The organism is Rhizobium sp. 1399, assembly GCF_031455475.1.
GTDB lineage: Bacteria > Pseudomonadota > Alphaproteobacteria > Rhizobiales > Rhizobiaceae > Rhizobium.
Genome location: NZ_JAVDSU010000016.1, coordinates 126,218 through 142,453, shown reverse-complemented (window position 1 = coordinate 142,453; position 16,236 = coordinate 126,218). Strand labels below are relative to the sequence as shown.

Sequence of the window (16,236 nt, the reverse complement as noted above, 5' to 3'; positions counted from 1 at the left end):
TTCAGCATTCCTCCAGAACAACAATGATATCGCCCGCTTTGACGTTTCGTCCGGGGCCGGCGCGCAGGTCGCGAACACGGCCCGGCGCATGTGCGGTGACGTTGATTTCCATTTTCATGGATTCGATGATGGCAAGCGTGTCACCGGCCGCGACCGGTGCGCCCGGCTCGACCAGAAGTTTCCAGATATTGCCGGGTACGGCGCTGGCAACGCCGAAGCAGCCTTCGGGAATATCTCCGTCAGGGCTTTCACCAGTGCCTTCGTCGGTGACGAAGCTGTCGAGGCCCGCCTCCTTCCAGCGCTGGCGCTCGGAATCGAAAGCCGCCTGCTGGCTCGCCTTGAAGGTCCCGATCGAGGCGGCATTCGCCTGCAATTCCTTCTCGTATGCTGCGTAGGAGAATTCCGTCTCCTCGATTCTCACAGGATAGCCGCCATGGAGGAAGGCGCTACGCGCCTCCGTCAGCTCCTGGTGGGTGACAGGAAAGAAGCGGATCTGATCGAAGAAGTTTAAAAGCCAGGGCTTGCCCTTGGCAAAGACCGGTGTCTGCCGCCAGGTGTTCCACACCTGGATGGTGCGGCCGAAAAGCTGGTATCCGCCCGGGCCTTCCATGCCATAGATGCACATATAGGCCCCACCGATACCGACGGCATTTTCCGGCGTCCAGGTGCGGGCTGGATTGTACTTTGTGGTCACCAGCCTATGGCGCGGATCGACCGGTGTTGCGACCGGCGCGCCAAGATAGACGTCGCCGAGGCCGAGCACGAGATAGCTCGCATCGAAGACGACGTCGCGCACCGCCTGCTCGTCTGCCAGCCCGTTGATGCGGCGGATGAACTCGATATTGGACGGGCACCAGGGCGCATTCGGGCGGACGAGTTCCTGATACTTGCGCATGGCAAGTTCCGCATCCGGATCGTTCCAGGAAAGTGGCAGATGCACGATGCGGCTCGGCACCTTGACGTCCTGGGCTGCCGGCAGGCTCGCCTCGGTCTCCGCCAGCAAGCCGAGCAGGCGTTTGCGGGTCAAAGACGATCCGTCATAGTGGATCTGCAGCGAGCGGATGCCGGGCGTGAGATCGATGATCCCGGGCAGGCGGGCCTGCGATACGGCCTGCATCAAGAGATGTACCCTGAGCCGCAGGGCGATATCGAGCGTCATCGGTCCATATTCGACCAGCAGATTGTCATCACCCTGGCGGCGGTAGACGACAGAGACAGGTCCGCCGTCGCTCTTGCTAATAACAGGCGAGCCTGTCTCTTCTTTCGCCCGATGCACGACCGGCCCGGCAATCGGGTCCTCAGACCGCGTGACGGGATGGAAGCGGATGCGATCGCCCGGCTTGAACTGGCCCATCTTCCATTGCTCGTCGCGAGCGATCACCGCTGGGCAGACGAAGCCGCCGAGGCTTGGGCCGTCCGGTCCGAGGATGATCGGCATGTCGCCGGTGAAATCGATCGCGCCGATCGCATAGGCATTGTCATGCAGGTTGGAGGGATGAAGGCCGGCTTCGCCGCCATCGCTGCGCGCCCATTTCGGCGCGGGACCGATGAGGCGTACGCCGGTGCGCGCGCTGTTGAAATGCACCTCGTAGCGCGTCGAAAACAGCGTCTCGATATCGCCATCCTGAAAGAAATCAGGTGCGCCATGCGGACCGTAGAGAACGCCGACCTCCCATTCGCGCGTCAATTCCGCTGGTTCGATTGGTGGCTTTGGCGGTTCGGCGGCGGCCTGACGGGCAAGATGCAGCACATGGCCGGTCTTCAGCGTGCCGGTGGCGTTGCCGCCGAACTGGCCGAGCCCGAAGGTGGCGCGGGAGCCCAGCACGACGGGAGCGGAAAAACCGCCCGCCACGGCGAGGTAAGCTCGCTGCCCTGGCCCATCGACGCTGCCGATCGAGAGGATCTGGCCAGCGCGGATTGTTGCGGCTTCGTCATGCGGCAGTTTCACGCCGTCGACGCTCATCGCCATCCTCGCGCCGGCAAGGGCAACCACCGTGTCGGTATGGAAACTCAGCACCGGGCCCGAGACCGTCAGTTCCAGTGCCGCGACCATATCACCATTGCCGACGAGACGGTTGGCATGCCGGAATGAGCGCTCGTCCATCGGACCGCTCGGCGGCACGCCGACATGCCAAAGGCCGAGCCTGCCCGGCAATTCCTGAATGCTCGACTGCGCGCCCGGGGCGATCACCTCGATAACGTCAGGCACGAAGGAAAAGTCCCGCAACGCTGTGGTGGCCACCTTGCCGCTGGCGAGAAGCTCGGAGCCTGCGATGGCGCGAAGATAGTCGAGATTGGTCTCGATACCCGATATCGACGTGCCAGAGAGTGCTGCCCTCAGCTTCTCGATTGCCGCCGGACGATCCTCGGCGGAAACGATCAGCTTGGCGAGCATCGGATCGTAGAAAGGCGTCACCTCTGTGCCGGTCTCGATCCAGCCATCGAGGCGGACATCTTCGGGGAAGACAACCTCCGTCAGCAGGCCGGCACTCGGGCGGAAATCGGCATGCGGCATCTCGGCATAGACGCGCACTTCGATCGCTGCTCCCTCCGGCTGTAGCGCCTCGGAGCCCGAAAGCACGTCCTCGCCGGCGGTCTGGCGGATCATCCATTCGACGAGGTCGATGCCGAACACGGCTTCCGTAACGGGATGTTCGACCTGCAGGCGGGTGTTCACCTCGAGGAAGTAGAATTCCTCACGTATGGGATCATAGATAAATTCGACGGTACCGGCGGATTCGTAGGAGACAGCCGAGCCGAGGTCGATGGCTGCCTTGTGCAGGCGAGCGCGGGTTGCAGCCGAAAGACCGGGAGCGGGGGTTTCCTCGACCACCTTCTGGTTTCGCCGCTGCAGCGAGCAGTCGCGCTCGCCGAGCGCGATGACCTTGCCTTTGCCATTGCCGAAGATCTGCACCTCGACATGCCGCGCCTCCGCCACGAAACGCTCGATATAGACGCGCGCATCGCCAAAGCTTGCCCGCGCGGTGCGTTGCACGCTTTCGAAGGATGCCTTCAGGCTTTCGGGATCAGCGCAGAGCTGCATACCGATGCCGCCGCCGCCGGCCGTACTTTTCAGCATCACGGGATAGCCGATCGTTTCTGCCGCCGAGAGCGCTTCATCGGCGCTCGAGAGCAGGCCGGTGCCGGGCAGGAGTGGAACGCCGCTCGCCTTGGCGAGTTCGCGCGCCGTATGCTTCAGGCCGAACGCGGAGAGGTGTTCGGGCCGCGGGCCGATGAAGGCGATGCCTTCGGCGGCGAGCCGCTCGGCAAAACCGATATTTTCCGAGAGAAACCCATAGCCGGGATGCACTGCTTCCGCCCCCGTCGCCTTGCAGGCGGCGATGACGGCATCGACATTGAGATAGCTTTCGCTCGCCGGTGCCGGCCCAAGGCGGATTGCTTCATCGGCCACCATTGCGGGTTTGGCGAAGCGGTCGGCATCGGAATAGACGGAGACCGACGCAATGCCCATGCGCCTCAGGGTCTTGATGACCCGGATGGCGATTTCGCCTCGGTTGGCGATCAGGACTTTCTTGAACATGTCAGTCCTCGCCATCCCAGATCAGCACCCGGATCGGCGTCGGATCGAAACCGTTGCAGGGATTATTGATCTGCGGGCAGTTGGAGATGACGCAGAGCACGTCCATCTCGGCGACGAGTTCTACATAGTCACCCGGCGCGGAAATGCCGTCGACGATTGTCATCTCGCCATTCGGCTTGATCGGCACGTTCATGAAGAAGTTGATGTTCGGCACGATATCGCGCTTGCCCATGCCGTGCTTGCTGACTTCAAGCACGAAATTGTCGCGGCAGGCGTGGAGATATTTTGTGCCATGGCCGAAGCGCACGGTGTTGCTCTCGCAGGAGCAAGCGCCGGCCGAGGTGTCATGGCGGCCGCAACTGTCGGCCGTCATGGTCAGCATGACATTGCCTTCGTTCGACACGATTTTCGTACCGATGCCGATATAGGCGGCACCCTGCATGCGCATCGTATCCTGATTGGAATAGCGCTCGGAGACATCATCGGCACGATAGAAGAGCGTGTCGATCGCCTGCTGGCCGTAGCTGTCCTCGATGCGGATTGTCTGGCCCTTGCGCACGATGCCGGACCACGGCGCTTCGGCCGCGATGAAATGATCCTGGGCGGCATTTTGGACGCTGCGGGCAGGGGAGGTCTGGATGAAATCGGACATCGGTCTCTCCTCAAGCCTGCATCAGGATGTTGTTTTCGAAGCCGCGTACGGCTTCGGCAGTTGCCGTGCGGCAAAGATCATCCGCAGCCGGAGCCGCCACCTTGTAGCGGGTGATGACAACAGGCTTCGGTTGGTAGGTCGGATCCGGATCGAGGGGATGCGGGCAATTGGATAAGCCGACCAGCATGTCCATTTCGGAACGCAACTCGACGTAATCGCCGCTGTTGGAGCGTTTGCCCTGCCAGCCAAAGCCACCGGCCTCGGCAAGGCGCACTGGCGCGAAGAGATTGAGGATGCCTGGAATATCGCGACGGTCGAGGCCGAGCTTGACCGCAGCGAGGACGAGGTTGTCGCGGGTGTTTCGGGTCTTCTGGCCGGCATATTTCGCTGCGTTCGAGGCGGCCGTCGAGCCACCCATCAGGCAGTCGTGGGCGCCGGAACTGTCCTCGATCATCGAGAACATGACGCGGCCCATGTCGGAGAAGATCACGCGCCCCTTGCCGAGCGCCGTCGTCCACTGGACCTTGGCGGTATCGACGAGATTGATCCGCTCGCTCGTATCATCGGCATTCCAGGCGACGAGCGCCACGGTGGAATTGCCTTCGGCCTGATCGACGCGGATCGCCTCGCCACGCAAAAGCTTCGTCGACCAGTACCAACCACCGGGGATGGTCTCCTGGTGGATGACGGTGTTCGCATCGATGGCCGGTGCCGGCAGCGGGCTTGGGCCGGGCAGGGCCTTGGGGGCGAATTCCAGGCCCTTCTTCTGATGCTCCTCGTAGCGCGCACGATTGGCGGCGATCTCCTCGGGGGAGCGTCTTACATGCATCATTGCATCTCTCCTGACGGTGCCAGGTCGTCCCGGCTGTGCCCCGGGGAAGCGACCGGGCCGTCCCGGTCGGGGCTGAAGATCGTTGACTGGCCGGCAAGGCGCGGCGGCCAGATGGAAATGTCCTTTGTAATGGTGGCGCCGTAACGCTCCTTCTCTTCCGGCCGGTCGCGACGGCGTTCGAAGGCGACGACGCGGCTGGCGAGTGTGAAGGCCTCGCGCATGTCATGGGTAACCATGACGACGGTCATCTGCGTTTCGTGCCAGAGCCGCTTCATCAGCGTGTGAATTTCGGCGCGGATGCCGGGATCGAGCGCGCCGAAGGGCTCGTCGAGCAACAGTACCTTCGGCTTCATGATGAGTGCCTGGGCGAGCGCAAGGCGCTGCTGCATGCCGCCGGAAAGCTGGGCCGGATATTTCCCCTCCGAACCGGCAAGCCCGACCTCGGCGATCAACTGGCGCGCTTCCGCGATGACGTTGCGACGTGCCGCGCCAAAGAGCTTGGCCTTGTAGCGCGCGGCGGACAACTCCTTGCCGAGCAGCACATTGCCGAGCACCGTCAGATGCGGAAAGACGGAATAGCGCTGGAAGACGACACCGCGATCCGGTCCCGGCTCCTGTGGCAGCGGCACGCCGTCGAGCAGGATCTTACCCTTCGTCGGCCGTTCCTGGCCAAGCAGCATGCGCAGGAAGGTGCTTTTACCGCAGCCGGAGGGGCCGACGAGGGCGACGAAGGCCCGCGAGGCAACGGTCAGCGATACATCCTCGAGCACGATTTGGTCGCCATATTCCTTCCAGACCCTTTCGATCCTGAGTTCGCTCATGCCTGCTTCTCCAGTTCTGACCAAGGGAAGACGGCAATGCGCAGACGGTCGAGCAAAGTGTTCATCACCACGGCGAGCAGGGTGATCCAGACCACATAGGGAAAGATGATATCCATCGAGAGATAACGGCGGACGAGGAAGATGCGGTAGCCGAGGCCGGAATCCGAGGAGATCGCCTCGGCCGCAATCAGGAACAGCCAGGCCGGGCCGAGCTGCAGCCTGAGGCAGGTAATCAGCCGCGGCAGGATCTGCGGCAGCACGACGCGCAGGCCGATCTGCCAGGAGGAGCCGCCAAGCGTCTCGGCCTTGACGATCTGTTCGCGAGGCAGTTCCAGCGCCTTCAGTGCCAGGTCGCGGATCATCGTCGGAGCGACACCAATGACGATGAGGGCGATCTTCGAAGTCTCTCCGAGACCCATAACGATGAAGAGGATTGGCAGAAGCGCCAACGGCGGAACCATGGAGATCACGGCGACAAAGGGGGAAAGCAACGCCCTCAGATAGGGCAGCATGCCGATCAACATGCCAATTGCGAGCGCAATTGCCGTCGAGATGCCGAGGCCGGAGAGCAGGCGGATCAGGCTCGCGCCCGTGTCCGACCAGAGCAGAAATTCGCCGGTACGCTGGTCGGCGACGAAGGCCAGACGGTTGATCGCATCGGCAAAGCCGGCAAGGCTTGGCAGAAGCTTGTCATTGGCATTTTCCGCCAGTCGTGCGGCCGAGCCAAAGGCATAGGCGACAACGAGCAGCACGAAGGGTAGCAGCATCAAGGCAAATTGCGTGCCCCGGCTCGGCCTCGTGTTGATCCAACGCATGGGAAATGCTCCGCTGGTGAAGGGAAGGGGCGCGGCTAAGCCGCGCCGCCATTGCGATCAGAGCGAACCGTCGGCGGCTGCCTTCATGTAGGTCTCGGTGAAGCGCAGCTTCACATTGCCCGTGTCGCCCAGTACCTTGCCATCGGGCATTTCAATGCCGATGACGTCAGCGGACGGCGCGCCATTGCCGAGCAACCCCTTCTCGAAAAGGAAGGTGCGCACCAGATCCATGGTCTTCGGCAGGCCGGGCGAGGCGGTGAAGGCAACGGCATCGGCCGGCTTGTCGAAGAGCTTGGTGGCGGCCAGCTGAGCTTCGAAGCCGGCGAGATCGGTGCCCGAAGCGGAGCCCATGGCCTGGCGGGCCGCCTTGCCTTCGGCAGTATCGGCTCGCAGCAGGGCAGCCGTCTCGTACCAGATGCCGGCGAGCGCCTTGCCGAAATTCGGATTGTCCTTAAGCACGCCGCTATTGGCGACCATCAGGTCGATGATTTCGCCTGGCACCTGCGAGCTGTCAAAAACCTTCTTGGCTGTGGGATCTTCGAGGATGGTCGAGACCAGCGGGTTCCAGGTGACAACGGCGGAGACATCGGCGGTCTTGTAGGCCGCGACCATGTCGGCATCAGACGTGTTGACTACCTTTACGTCGCGCTCCGTCAGCTTGATGCTTTCGAGCGCTCGGGCGAGCAGATAGTGCGAGACGGAGAATTCGACGAGATTGACGTTCTGGCCCTTGATATCGGCAAGGCTCGCCTTGTCCTTCAGGATGACGGCGTCATTGCCATTCGAGAAGTCGCCGACGATGACGGCGGTCGTATCGACGCCGCCGGCGGCCGGGATCGACAGGCCGTCCATGTTGGTCAGCGTCACGGCATCGAAGGCGCCGGCCGTATACTGGTTCATCGACTCCACGTAGTCGTTGAACTGGGTGACATCGATCTTGATGTCGTATTTGTCGGCCCATTTCTTGACGATGCCGTGGTCAGCCGCATAGCCCCAGGGCATCCAGCCGACATAGATCGACCAGGCGACCTTGAATTCGGTCTTCTGCTCGGCCCTGGCGATGGAGCCAAAGCCCAGCGCCAGCGAGGCGGAAAGAGCGGTAATGGAAAGGATCTTCGAAAAAGTCTGCATTGAAATTCCCCTTTTGCTTTTCTTCAAAAGGGATCGGCAATGACCATCGTGCCGCCAATCCCTTGGCTTACGAGGTCTCCCGGGCTTTTGTCCCGCCGTGCACCCGACAGGATTTCTCCCCCACCGGTAGTAGCTCTCGGACCAGTCGCGCTTTTTTGAAAAACGCCGGAACCCTAGCCACCAACTCTACCTGTCTCGTAGCAAGCGCTATGCCAGATCGCGTATGTGTTTGATTTTCAAAGATTGGCGTGTGTCGCGCATTATTCAGCGCTGTGAAAGTGCATACTGATGCCCATCTGATGGGCAATTCGTGAAATGGCGTAGATAAAACGCACAAGATTTGTGCGGCCGCAAGAGACCGGCTAAATTAGGAAGTAGTCGGTTTCTGCAGCAAAGTGACCAGCACGTAGATCGTCAAAATACTCCTGAGAAAGAGGTAGTTCATTCGGTACCTCACTGCTGCTATGACATGCGTGAAGAGGGTTGATGAACGCATGTTCACCCCAGAGAATTGAGTACAGCATTTGGTCCACAGACCTCGAGTCTTTGATGCTCTTCTGGCGCGCCGCGAGCCGATCGTCGTTCTCGATGCGCCCGCCGGCATGGGCAAGACGTCGGCTCTGAATGAGATTGCCGCTCATTTCGGCGCCGAGATTCACGCCGATGAAACGGCACCCGCATGGCGACCTGATCAGGTCTGCATCTGGGATATCCCACCCCATGGCAAGCCGGCCGCCTTACCTGAAGCCTTTCTGTCGACTCAGGCGCGGATTTTTATCGCAAAGCGCCCCGATACGTTGCTGCCAGGCCTCTCGCGAGCTATCGCCTATGGTCAGGCCTATGTCGTGGACCAAGCCTTTCTGCTCATCGATCAGCACGAAGCAGCAGAGATTTTTGCCGATGGTGCGTTCGATATCATGCATGTATCGGGCGGGTGGCCCCTGATTGCATTCAATCCGACATTGAGCGCTGAACGCTTGAGCGCATTCCTCGAAAGCGAGCTTCTTCAATCCGCGCCGCCCGAAGTCCTTGTCGATCTCCGTATCGTTCTGGATACGGGCAAAGGGGATTTTCGCGAACAATTCCATTTCCTTCCCCTCGTTGCGGAGAACGGCCTGCGCGTAAAGGCGATCGCCAGCGAGATCGATCGTGCGCTCGATGCCGTGATAGCGGAGCGGATCAAGGTGCTAGCAGACGCGAAGGCGATTGCGGACAGTTTTGCAGCCCATGGCCATCCGATACGAGCGATCGAGATATTCCAGCGCATTGGCCTATACGACAACGCGCTCAAGGTCTTCACAGAGGCGAAAGGCATCTTCCTCCTCTATTTCCATGGGCCGGAAGCCTATGATCGAATTCTCGCCGGATTTCCGCGAAGCTACGCGCTGCAAAGCGAAGTCCTCGTGCTCGCACTCGCACTGCAGGCATTGAAACTCGGGGATGTGTCGCGTGCGCGTCGACTGCTTGCCGACCGTTTCGGCGATTTGGCCAACGATCCGGAGGCAGTCTTTGCCCAGAATGCCGTGTTTTCTCGGGAATTCAGGGCATTCCGGCTGCTGATGCTTATCTATGAAGACTACTTCTTCTCCGAAAAGCTCCTGGAAACCTGTTTCGCGCTCGTTGCCGAATTCCCGCTCGACGACCATCTCTTTCGCGGCAGCTTCTACAATTCCGTGCTCGAATTCTACATCCGCAACCGGCGTTTTGCGGAGGCGGAGGAAGTGGCGCAACGTGCAATGCACCATTACGAGCGCGCCAATGCCCCGATGCTCTGCTTTTATGTCAGCCTCCATCAGGCGCTGATCCGTCTCTTGATGGGTGATGCGCTGGCGGCCCGCAAACATTCGCTTCGGGCTGCGGAAAGTCTTCGCGAGCTTCCATTCGAAAGCCGAAATGATCAGCGTCTTCAATTGCTCCTTGAGGCCTGCGTCGAATACGAGACCGGACGGGCTGAACCGCTTGCGCGGTTTCTCAGCCTCGAGATCGACGATTTCTCCCATAGCGAGATCTGGCCAAGTCTGCTGGAGTTTGCGTTGCATTACGGCAGCCAGGCACTTGGAGACCATTTCTCGACGATCGCGGCGCGTAGCTTTCTCGATCGCTGGCGAGTTTATCAGGTGTCCAACCGCCAATTCCAGGCGATGATCGAAATCCGCGAAGCGGCCATCCTGCAGAATGCAAATCGCTGGCAGGAGGCTTCGCAATGCCTTGCAGCAATCATGTCGCGCGTCGACCGGAACCGGGTGGTGAGCAATGACGGAGAGCTAGTCCATTTGCATGATCGCGACGAAATAGCGCTCGCGCTCGCATGGCTGCGCCAGATAACGTATGAGCAACCCGCACGCCCTGGCCTGGAAGGCCTGATCGAAGGCATTATCGGCAACCTGCATCTGACCGACCGCCAGCGCCTGAGTGGGCAGATCTGGCTTGCCTATATTGCCAAGCGCCAGCGCAACCTGACGCGTGCCCGCGCCATCCTGCAGAAGATCTTCGAGGATTGCGCCCGGCTCGGCGCCATTGCTCCGCTTTCGGAAGAGCGTGTTTTCCTGGAGGAGTTGATCGACAACCAGCGCATCGGTGGCTTCCTGGCGACGTCGCTGCCTATCAGGCAGATCATCCGCAAGCTGCGCGACAGCGGAAGGTTGTCGAGCCGCTCTGCCGGCGGGCGCAATGACCTGTCGCGGCGCGAGAGCAAGATCCTGCTAATGATTTCGGAAGGCGCTGCCAACAAGTTCATTGCCAGCACCCTCGGCCTCAGCGAGGCGACGGTAAAATTCCATCTCGGTAATGTCTATCGCAAGCTCGGCTGCCGCAACCGGCAGGAGGCGATCAGCGCGGCAAGGGCGCTCGGTTTTGTCAGCTGATTCAGAATTCGGGCGAGATTGGCGTCTCCACGGACACAAAACCTAGACCATTTAAACGAAAACCTAGACCCGTCATCTGTTGAGCAGGTTGCTTTGCATATGCAATCTTCTTCTCAGACCTCCTCTGGCGGACAATCGGATGGGTCAGCGAAGGGAATGCGGCAAACCGGCAACCCAAGTGCTGGATGCTCCTCTCGAGCAGACCGTACGGTTTAGTGCCGGGTGGAAGGCGGTCCAACAAAAGCGATCAAAATGGTCGCAGGGAACTTTTGAACCGGGAGATATCATGAGCAGATTACAGCTGATTGCTTCTACCGCTATGGCCGTGCTTGCCGCCGGCTTTGCGGGCTCGGCCGCGGCCAAAACGACCGTGACCATGAATACCGTCCAGATCTTCGGTACGATTGATCCCGCCAAGATCTCTGATTACACCGACTATATGGCTGCCGTGAACCTCTATGATGGTCTGGTGACCGTCGATTCCAGCGGCAACCTGCAGCCTGAGCTCGCCGAGAGCTGGACGGTCTCGCCGGATGCCAAGGAAGTGACCTTCAAACTGCGTTCCGACGCGCATTTCAGCGATGGTTCGCCGGTCGAGGCCGCTGACGTCGTCTATTCCTTCGACAGGCTTTTGAAGATTAATCTCGGGCCGGCCAACCTCTTCGCAGACGTGCTGAAGCCGGGTTCGGTCGTGGCCGTCGATCAGCACACCGTTAAATTCACCCTCTCGAAAGCCTTCGCGCCGTTCCTCAGCACGGTCCCGGCCGTCTTCATCGTCAATGCTGACGTGGTCAAGGCCAATGCCGGCAGTGATGACGGCCAGACCTATCTTTCGACGAAGACTGCCGGTGCGGGTCCCTACACCCTGAAGAACTGGGACCGTGGCGCGTCAATGACGATCGAACGCGATCCCAAATACTACAAGGGCTTCAATGACGGCCCGATCGACGAAGTGCGTTGGATCATCACCAATGACGAGGCGACCGTACGCTCGCTTGCAGCCTCTGGCGAACTCACGATGAGCAGCCAATACCAGGCGCCTGATACCTATAAGGCGCTGCAGGAGATGGGCCGCTTCAACATCGTCAGCGAAGATACGACTATCGGCTTCTACCTGAAGCTCAATACCAAGGTACCGCCGACCGACGATATCCATATTCGCCGTGCACTTGCCTATGCAACCGACTACGACACGATCCGCAGCGTCATCGTGCCGGGCGGTCAGCTGAACGGTCCCCTGCCTTCAGGTTTTGCTGACTATTATGCGAGCGACCTGCCGGCACCGAAATACGATCTCGAGGCTGCCAAGGCGGAAATTGCCCAGTCGAAATATGCCGGCGGCGAGATACCGATCACGCTCGGCTATGTTGCCGGCACCAAGTTCGAGGAAGAGCTCAGCCTGCTGATGCAGTCGAACCTCGAACAGCTAGGCTTCAAGGTGACACAGCAGGCCGATCCGTGGAACCGAGTGACGGAAATTGCCGGCAAGGTCGAAACGACGCCAAACGTCAACCAGATCTTTTTCGGCCCGACCTATCCTTCGCCGGATTCCATGTTCTTCACGCAATATCATTCGAAAGCGGCCGGCACCTGGGCTTCGGCCGAATGGCTGCAGGATCCGGCAATCGATGCCCTGATCGATCAAGCTCGCGAAACGCCCGACAAGGCCAAGCAGGCCGAGATCTACAAGGAATTGCAGCACAAGATCGTCGATCTGCAGCCGGATGTCTTCCTGGAAACGCAGACGGTACAGCATGCCATGGACAAGTGCCTGGAAGGCTTCCATGCCGTGCCGATGCAGTCCTTTGACTACAAGTTCACCCGTTACCGCTGGACCTGCAAGTAACGGCTGAGCGCGTTTCGGGCAGTGTCACCCTCATGACGAACTGCCCGGAAAGGACGGCCCGAAAGGGCCGTCCACATCCTCTATCATGAATTGAAACAGGGCTGGAACATTGGAATTCCTCCTCTTCCTGGTCAGGCGCGCCTTGTGGTCGCTGCTTGTTCTTTTCGGACTGTCGGTGGTGATCTTCACGATCGCTCGCGGCATGCCGGGGGATCCGGTGAGATTGGCGCTCGGACCGCGTGCCAGCAATGAGCAGGTCGAGCAATTTCGCCAGACACTCGGCTTCGACAAGCCGCTGATCCAGCAATACGGGATTTATGTTTCCGGGCTCGTCGGCGGCGATCTAGGCCTGTCGCTGTTGACCAAGCGCCCGGTCAGTGACGATATTCGCGAGACCTTTGCCGCGACCTTCGAACTGGTGCTCGCCACGATCACCATCGCCTTCCTGTTCGGTGTTCCGTTGGGTGTCGCTGCCGCGCGCTGGAAGGACAAATGGCCAGATAATCTCGTGCGGCTGATTGCGATCTTTTCCGCCGTGACGCCGAGCTTCTTCCTCGCGCTGGTACTGCAGATCCTTGCCGGCTATGTGCTGCATATCCTGCCGACGACCGGGCGCCTGCCGCCAGGCATGGTCTTCAGTGCCGATATTACCGGTCTCGTCACGCTCGATTCCCTGCTGCACGGGCGGCTGGACGTTTTCGGCGAGGGCCTGCGCTATCTCCTTCTTCCCTCACTCGCGCTCTCTGCGGCGACCATGGGTCAGATCGCCCGCATCACGCGCTCCTCGATGATCGACGTCGCCAGTCAGGACTATATCGAGGCGAGCCGTGCCTTTGGCGTTCCCGAGCGTGTGCGCGTCTTCAAATATATGTTGCGGCCGAGTTTCGTCCCGCCGCTCACCATTTCCGGCCTCGAATTCGCATCGCTGATCGGCAACGCCTTCGTCGTCGAACTCGTCTTCGCTTGGCCCGGCATGGCCGCCTATGGCGTGCGCACCATCATGCAGAAGGACCTGAACGCAGTCATGGGCGTGGTGATCGTCTCCGGCGTCTTCTTCGTCATCGTCAATCTCGTCATCGATGTGCTGGTCGGCATTGTCGATCCGCGCATTCGTATCCGGGGGAGGCGCTGATGTCCGATACGCCTGTTATCGAGGCAGAACGCCTCTCGAATGCCTATCAGAACTGGTATCGCTTCTCGCGCAATCCGACCGCCGTCATCGGTGCAGCGATCGTCATCATCTGCGTGCTCGCCGCGATCCTCGCGCCATGGATCACGCCGCATCCCGAACATGTCGGGGCTGCCGTCAATTTTCGCGCCCGCCATCTGCCGCCATCAGGCGACTTCTGGTTCGGCACGGACAATGTCGGCCGCGATATCTTCAGTCGCGTGATCTTCGGCATGCGTATCTCCTTGCTTCTGGCGCTGGTCGTGCTCGGCACGGCCGTTCCGATCGGCACCATCCTCGGCATTCTCGCCGGCTATTTTGGAGGCTGGGTCGAGGTGCTGATCATGCGCGTGACGGATATCGCGCTCGCCATCCCGCCGCTCGTCATGGCGCTCGCCGTCGCCGCGGTGCTGTCGCCAAACCTCATCAATTCGCTGCTTGCCATATCGGCGCTCTGGTGGACCTGGCATACACGACTGATCTATTCGATCACCAAGCAGATCCGCGCCCAGGAATTCATCGAGGCGGCGGAGACACTCGGTGCGAGCAAGTTCCATATCCTCTTCCGCGAGATCCTGCCGAACTGCGTCTCGGCAATCGCCGTGAAGACCTCGCTCGATTGCGGCTTCGTCATCCTCGTCGGCGCCTCGCTCTCCTTCCTGGGCCTTGGCATCCAGCCGCCGACGCCGGATCTCGGCACGATGGTCGCCCAGGGCGCCGCCTTCCTGCCGGATTACTGGTGGGAATCGGTTCTGCCTGGCTCCGCCATTCTTTTCGTCGCGCTGGGCTTCAACCTGCTGGGTGATGGCCTGCGAGACCTCTTCGACGTCCAGGAGGTCCGATGAGTTTCCCTCTCCTGTGTGTCAGCAATCTCTCGGTCGAGTTCTCCACCTATGGCCGCACCAGCCGCGTGCTGCACGACGTCAGCCTCGACGTCCCGGCCCGGTCGCAAGTTGCCCTTGTCGGCGAAAGCGGCTCTGGCAAGACGGTGACGATGAAGGCGATCATGGGCCTGCTACGCCAGCCACCCGCCCGCATCACATCCGGCGAGATCTATTATGATGGCGCGGATCTGCTCACCATGCCCGAGAAGAACCGGCTGCGGCTGCGCGGTACCGCCATGTCCATGGTGTTCCAGGACCCGATGAGTTCGCTCAATCCGGTCTTCACCGTTGGCGACCAGATGGGCACGATCCTGAAATATGCGGATAAGCGTCTCGGCCGCTCGCGCTCGCGCAGGGAGCGCGTGGTGCGCGTCCATCAGGTGCTCGAACAGGTTCGCATGCGCGATCCCGAGCGCGTTACGCAGGCCTTCCCGATCATGCTGTCAGGCGGCATGCGCCAGCGCGTGCTGATCGCCATGGCGCTCTTGAGTGAACCGCAGCTTTTGATCGCCGATGAACCGGGCACCGCGCTCGACGTCACCACGCAGGCGCAAATCCTGAAGCTGCTGAAGGATCTTGTTGAAGAGCGCGGTCTGGCGCTGCTGATGATCACCCACAATCTCGGCGTTGTGCGCGAGACCTCGAACTATGTCTATGTCATGAACAAGGGCGCCATTGTCGAACACGGCGAGACCGCCGGTATCTTCGACAATCCGCGCGATCCCTATACCCGCAGCCTGATCGATGCCGTTCCGCGGCTGACGGGTGGCACGCGCTCTAGCGGGGAGGTGACCGCATGAGCACGCCGATGCTTGAGATCCGCAATCTTGCGAAATCCTTTCCCGTTCGCAATGCCTTCGGCCGCCAGATCGGCGAGGTGAGGGCGGTTGACGACGTTTCCTTCTCGATCGAGAAGGGGAGGGTCTACGGCCTCGCTGGGGAAAGCGGCTCCGGCAAATCGACCATCGCCCGCATGATCATGGGGCTCGAAAAACCGGATGCCGGCGAAATCCTGATTGATGGCGAAGGTCTTGCGAAAACGGGACGTCACCATTCGCGACATGTGCAGATGGTCTTCCAGAATCCAGGCTCCTCGCTCAATCCGCGTCGTACCGTTGGCCAGTCCGTCGCCGTGCCGCTCGATGCGCATGGTTTTCCCGGCAACAGGCGCCAGCGCATTTCCGAGCTCCTGGAGATGGTGCAACTGCCGGCGAATTTCGCCGAGCGTTATCCGCACGAGCTTTCCGGCGGTCAGAAGCAGCGCGTGGCGATTGCACGCGCCCTTGCCGTCGAGCCGAAACTGCTCGTGCTCGACGAACCGACCTCGGCGCTCGACGTCTCGGTACAGGCGCGTGTCATCGACCTGCTGACCGATCTCGCCCGGCGCATGGATCTCACCTATCTTTTCATTTCCCACGATTTGAGCCTGATGCGCAATTTCGCCGGCACTGTCGGCGTGCTCTATCGTGGCCAGATCGTCGAAACGGGGGCGGTATCCTCCGTCTTCGAACACCCATCCCACGATTATACACGGCTTCTCCTCGCCTCCGCTCCCGTCATTTCGAAGGAGGAGGAGGCGATGCGCCCGAAGATTCCATTGATCGACGGGGAGATCCCGACAGCCGAGAAATTGCTGGCGCTCAGGGAAGTCGATCAACAAGCAAGTCACCAACGAGGTTAGG

At 60.6% G+C, this 16,236-nt stretch carries 12 protein-coding genes and 1 riboswitch; of the genes, 6 read left to right on the top strand and 6 right to left on the bottom strand.

Annotated elements, in window-relative coordinates; all coding sequences use genetic code 11:
* Window position 1: 1 nt before the first annotated feature.
* From uca to J2X71_RS33165, 6 genes are read right to left on the bottom strand one after another with little or no spacing between them, the layout of a single operon-like run.
* On the bottom strand, window positions 2–3,541 hold the full coding sequence (gene uca / locus J2X71_RS33190; protein ID WP_310389116.1) for an urea carboxylase: 3,540 nt from the start codon (window positions 3,539–3,541) through the stop codon (window positions 2–4).
* Window position 3,542: 1 nt separating this feature from the next.
* Window positions 3,543–4,193 carry an urea amidolyase associated protein UAAP2 gene (locus tag J2X71_RS33185; RefSeq protein ID WP_113319994.1) on the bottom strand — a complete coding sequence of 217 codons (651 nt, stop codon included), beginning with the start codon at window positions 4,191–4,193 and terminating at the stop codon, window positions 3,543–3,545.
* Between the two features lie 10 nt (window positions 4,194–4,203).
* Window positions 4,204–5,025, bottom strand: coding sequence for an urea amidolyase associated protein UAAP1 (locus J2X71_RS33180; RefSeq protein ID WP_310389114.1), 822 nt, complete (start codon window positions 5,023–5,025; stop codon window positions 4,204–4,206).
* Entirely contained in the window at window positions 5,022–5,846 is an 825-nt protein-coding gene (locus tag J2X71_RS33175; RefSeq protein ID WP_310389112.1) for an ABC transporter ATP-binding protein, read from the bottom strand. Before J2X71_RS33175 ends, J2X71_RS33180 begins: the two co-directional genes overlap by 4 nt.
* Window positions 5,843–6,661: an ABC transporter permease gene (locus tag J2X71_RS33170; RefSeq protein WP_310389110.1), complete on the bottom strand. Its 819-nt coding sequence runs from the start codon at window positions 6,659–6,661 to the stop codon at window positions 5,843–5,845. The genes J2X71_RS33175 and J2X71_RS33170 overlap by 4 nt, the downstream gene beginning before the upstream one ends.
* A gap of 57 nt (window positions 6,662–6,718) precedes the next feature.
* Complete coding sequence (locus tag J2X71_RS33165; RefSeq protein WP_310389108.1) at window positions 6,719–7,792, bottom strand: putative urea ABC transporter substrate-binding protein; 1,074 nt, start codon at window positions 7,790–7,792, stop codon at window positions 6,719–6,721.
* Between the two features lie 74 nt (window positions 7,793–7,866).
* A riboswitch (guanidine-I (ykkC/yxkD leader) is annotated at window positions 7,867–7,980 on the bottom strand.
* A gap of 336 nt (window positions 7,981–8,316) precedes the next feature.
* Between J2X71_RS33165 and J2X71_RS33160 the strand changes: the two genes are divergently transcribed.
* The 6 genes from J2X71_RS33160 (at window position 8,317) to J2X71_RS33135 (ending at window position 16,235) form a co-directional block, all read left to right on the top strand.
* Window positions 8,317–10,656, top strand: a complete 2,340-nt coding sequence (locus tag J2X71_RS33160; protein ID WP_310389106.1) for a LuxR C-terminal-related transcriptional regulator — start codon at window positions 8,317–8,319, stop codon at window positions 10,654–10,656.
* A gap of 286 nt (window positions 10,657–10,942) precedes the next feature.
* Window positions 10,943–12,502: an ABC transporter substrate-binding protein gene (locus tag J2X71_RS33155; RefSeq protein WP_310389104.1), complete on the top strand. Its 1,560-nt coding sequence runs from the start codon at window positions 10,943–10,945 to the stop codon at window positions 12,500–12,502.
* 109 nt (window positions 12,503–12,611) lie between these two features.
* Window positions 12,612–13,634 (top strand): ABC transporter permease, encoded by a 1,023-nt coding sequence (locus J2X71_RS33150; RefSeq protein ID WP_310389102.1) that lies wholly within the window; start codon window positions 12,612–12,614, stop codon window positions 13,632–13,634.
* On the top strand, window positions 13,634–14,515 hold the full coding sequence (locus tag J2X71_RS33145; protein WP_310389100.1) for an ABC transporter permease: 882 nt from the start codon (window positions 13,634–13,636) through the stop codon (window positions 14,513–14,515). Before J2X71_RS33150 ends, J2X71_RS33145 begins: the two co-directional genes overlap by 1 nt.
* Complete coding sequence (locus tag J2X71_RS33140; protein ID WP_310389098.1) at window positions 14,512–15,354, top strand: ABC transporter ATP-binding protein; 843 nt, start codon at window positions 14,512–14,514, stop codon at window positions 15,352–15,354. The genes J2X71_RS33145 and J2X71_RS33140 overlap by 4 nt, the downstream gene beginning before the upstream one ends.
* Window positions 15,351–16,235 carry an ATP-binding cassette domain-containing protein gene (locus J2X71_RS33135; RefSeq protein ID WP_310389096.1) on the top strand — a complete coding sequence of 295 codons (885 nt, stop codon included), beginning with the start codon at window positions 15,351–15,353 and terminating at the stop codon, window positions 16,233–16,235. Before J2X71_RS33140 ends, J2X71_RS33135 begins: the two co-directional genes overlap by 4 nt.
* The last annotated feature ends 1 nt before the right edge of the window (window position 16,236 follow it).

Bases quoted from the DNA above. Each gene is read 5' to 3' on its own strand.
- J2X71_RS33170 (WP_310389110.1), bottom strand. From the start codon at position 6,661: ATGCGTTGGATCAACACGAGGCCGAGCCGGGGCACGCAATTTGCCTTG.
- J2X71_RS33135 (WP_310389096.1), top strand. From the start codon at position 15,351: ATGAGCACGCCGATGCTTGAGATCCGCAATCTTGCGAAATCCTTTCCC.
- J2X71_RS33175 (WP_310389112.1), bottom strand. From the start codon at position 5,846: ATGAGCGAACTCAGGATCGAAAGGGTCTGGAAGGAATATGGCGACCAA.
- J2X71_RS33180 (WP_310389114.1), bottom strand. From the start codon at position 5,025: ATGATGCATGTAAGACGCTCCCCCGAGGAGATCGCCGCCAATCGTGCG.
- J2X71_RS33140 (WP_310389098.1), top strand. From the start codon at position 14,512: ATGAGTTTCCCTCTCCTGTGTGTCAGCAATCTCTCGGTCGAGTTCTCC.
- J2X71_RS33185 (WP_113319994.1), bottom strand. From the start codon at position 4,193: ATGTCCGATTTCATCCAGACCTCCCCTGCCCGCAGCGTCCAAAATGCC.
- J2X71_RS33165 (WP_310389108.1), bottom strand. From the start codon at position 7,792: ATGCAGACTTTTTCGAAGATCCTTTCCATTACCGCTCTTTCCGCCTCG.
- uca (WP_310389116.1), bottom strand. From the start codon at position 3,541: ATGTTCAAGAAAGTCCTGATCGCCAACCGAGGCGAAATCGCCATCCGG.
- J2X71_RS33145 (WP_310389100.1), top strand. From the start codon at position 13,634: ATGTCCGATACGCCTGTTATCGAGGCAGAACGCCTCTCGAATGCCTAT.
- J2X71_RS33155 (WP_310389104.1), top strand. From the start codon at position 10,943: ATGAGCAGATTACAGCTGATTGCTTCTACCGCTATGGCCGTGCTTGCC.